The organism is Tissierellales bacterium (genome assembly GCA_025210965.1).
Classification (GTDB): domain Bacteria; phylum Bacillota; class Clostridia; order Tissierellales; family JAOAQY01; genus JAOAQY01.
In genome coordinates, this window is sequence record JAOAQY010000236.1 from 1 (window position 1) to 2678 (window position 2678).

Annotated in this window: 4 protein-coding genes; all 4 read right to left on the reverse strand. The window is 29.9% G+C overall.

Annotation, left to right across the window (positions count from 1 at the left end; all coding sequences use genetic code 11):
* Window positions 1-438: tyrosine-type recombinase/integrase (locus tag N4A40_16675; GenBank protein MCT4663489.1), on the reverse strand; the 438-nt coding region annotated here is incomplete at its 3' end.
* A complete protein-coding gene (locus N4A40_16680) occupies window positions 431-586 on the reverse strand; it encodes a hypothetical protein (GenBank protein ID MCT4663490.1) in 156 nt (51 codons plus the stop codon). The genes N4A40_16675 and N4A40_16680, both read right to left, overlap by 8 nt.
* A 132-nt stretch (window positions 587-718) precedes the next feature.
* Complete coding sequence (locus N4A40_16685; GenBank protein ID MCT4663491.1) at window positions 719-2143, reverse strand: KAP family NTPase; 1425 nt, start codon at window positions 2141-2143, stop codon at window positions 719-721.
* Between the two features lie 93 nt (window positions 2144-2236).
* A partial coding sequence (locus tag N4A40_16690) for a hypothetical protein (GenBank protein ID MCT4663492.1) occupies window positions 2237-2678 on the reverse strand: 442 nt, incomplete at its 5' end.

Genomic DNA, 2678 nt, shown 5'->3' on the forward strand with positions numbered 1-2678 from the left:
ATTTTTATTACTGTTCTGATATATGAAATAACCATATGTCTTTCTCAAAGAATGTGGACTAATCTTTTGTAGCCCAAATATTTTAGCTGCAGTGTTTAAAATGTTATAAGCTTGTTGTCTAGATATTGGTTTGTTGCTCCCCTGTCTCGATGCTATCAAGTACTCATAATCTGATTTATTCTCAACATAATTTGCTATGATTTTCTTGATATTTGGATTTAGTTTGTATGTATTCTTCTTACTTGTTTTGCTTTCCACTACATTCAAAGACTCCTTGTTTCTAACATCTCTCACCTGGAGTTCCAATATATCTGACACCCTAAGCCCTGTGTATATTCCCATCATAAATAGAACATAATTTCTCTCACTTTGAAGTCTGAGATATTCTGCTATTTGGTCTATCATGACACGATCTTTGATAGGCTTGACATCATTCACACTTGATCACCTTCCATTCTTTAGAACAGTCTAGCTTTTTGAAGCATTTCTGGAATGGACAATAATAGGTTTCTCCAGATTTCTTTATCCATTCGCAATTAGAACACTTCGTCTTCGACCATTTCTCCTTTGGTACTCTGATTGCCATCTCTCTCACCTCCTGTTTTTGGGCATAAAAAAGACACCGCCGACTTGGGGTGTCTCTCGTTTATCTATTTTTCCTTAGTACCATAATAACATGGAAATTATGGGTGGAGTGCAAGGTCTTTGCAAGGTGTTTTTAGAGTAGAAACTGAGTTGTTTCAAAAAGTGCTTTTATATTGAATGCATACTCTTCTATTTCCGACACTTGTCCATATAGTTTTTTAACTATATATTTACAAAATCTAAATTCTATACCGCCTTCTCCATTCAATTCAATTTGATTTAGTGAATCACTAATATTTCTCGAATTAAAAACCATTGTTGGACTTAAATTATTTAACTTAGGACTGAAAATCCGAAGAAGCATATTTATATCATCTATATTATCAAATTTAATATTTTTTTCTGAAACATACTCAATAATGCTATTTTTATAATTATCGTAATTAGGTTGATCAAAGGTACCATTTCCATAATCCTGATTTGCAAATCTTTCATCAATTTTAAGTATTTTATTAAATTTATCTGGATAAAATTCATGTAATATAATAGAATATATAACAAAAATATTTTGAACCATTGAGCGCCTATTCAATTTAAAACTCCTATTTCCATCCAATACTATCAATCTATTATAAGTCGAATATTTATTCAAAACTTTTTTTAGTCGTCTAGGATTTACAAACTCAAGTTTTTCTAAAAAATAACTAATTTCATCTGCTAAATTATTTATGTCTAAATTTGCTCTATACATCACTAAATATTCTGTAACAAGCTCTTTAGTTCTTATTTTTTTAGGCATATTAAAAGATATATCAAAAATCTTTTCTAAATATTCTTCTGCTTTAACATTATCCCTATATCTACAGTACAATGCTTGTTTTACTGCTTTTCTATCAACACCACATATAAAAGCGACTTTAGAATTTAAAGTATAAAAATGTTTTATACTTGCCAGTAAGTTCAAAACATTTTCTGGTTGACATCTATCTAACTCATCAATACATACAATCAAATGTTTTTTATCTTTCTTTTTTAAAAAATTATCGATAATCTCATCAAATGAATCTTTAAAATTCTTTTTTTGAGTATAAAATGATTTATCTAATATCAACTCATTATCTTGATCACTCAAATCTTTGGCTATCTGTCCAGCATTTATACTCGCTCCTGCAAAGTCAAAACTTGTATTCCTGGCAAAAGATCTTAAGAAATTCCAACAAGTTGATATAGCTCCACTTTTCAACTTGCTAATATCTGCCTCTGAAGCAATAAATTCTAACAATGAAAGTCCTAAATTATTATCATTTTCTATCTCCCAACAATCAAATACAAGCACTTCTGTTTCACAATTTTGATTATTTTCACATTTCAATGTATTGAAAACACTTGATTTTCCAGAACCCCATTCTCCATACAGTGCAATCATTTTGTGACAACCATAAATATCATCGGTCGGCATTTTTTTTACAAATGCGCTAATTAATTTGTACTTAGGCTTTATTCCAAATAAATCATTTTCCTTTATATTTTCACATGGTATATTTGAGTAATCAATCAAAGTATCATCTTCTTTCCACTTTTTATATTTAGTATCTTTTATATCTTACTCTTCGAATTTTTAATTGTCAATTTACTCTAGTTGTTCTTAAAATTAAAGCCTTGCTACCTTATTTCTCAACCAAGAATAATTGTAATTCAACTCCTCCGCCACAACCTTTAAGCTCTTTCCTTCTACATATCTCTTGTAAATAATCTTATAATCTACTCCTTTAGCGCTTTCCAATTTCTTCTCAATCATTGACTTTGACTTACTCAATCTCTGAATCAATGAATCCAACCTTTGAATCTCGTTTTGCATTGGATCTATATTGTTAACTAACTCTTCAAAGTCTAATATTACATCAGTTCCACCAGTAGGCGCACTGTAGTCTATAGCTCCTATATCTTTAGGTTTGTTTTTGTCCATTAAGTAATTTACTTGATCTTCTATTGTCTCTTTTCTAAATGTCCACATTTCTATTTCATCACATAATTCTATGTAGCTTTTTCCTATATTCATCTGTATTTCCCCCTCTGCAATAAAAAAGCGAACA

Coding starts and splice junctions, on each gene's coding strand:
- N4A40_16680 (MCT4663490.1), bottom strand. CDS start 586: ATGGCAATCAGAGTACCAAAGGAGAAATGGTCGAAGACGAAGTGTTCT.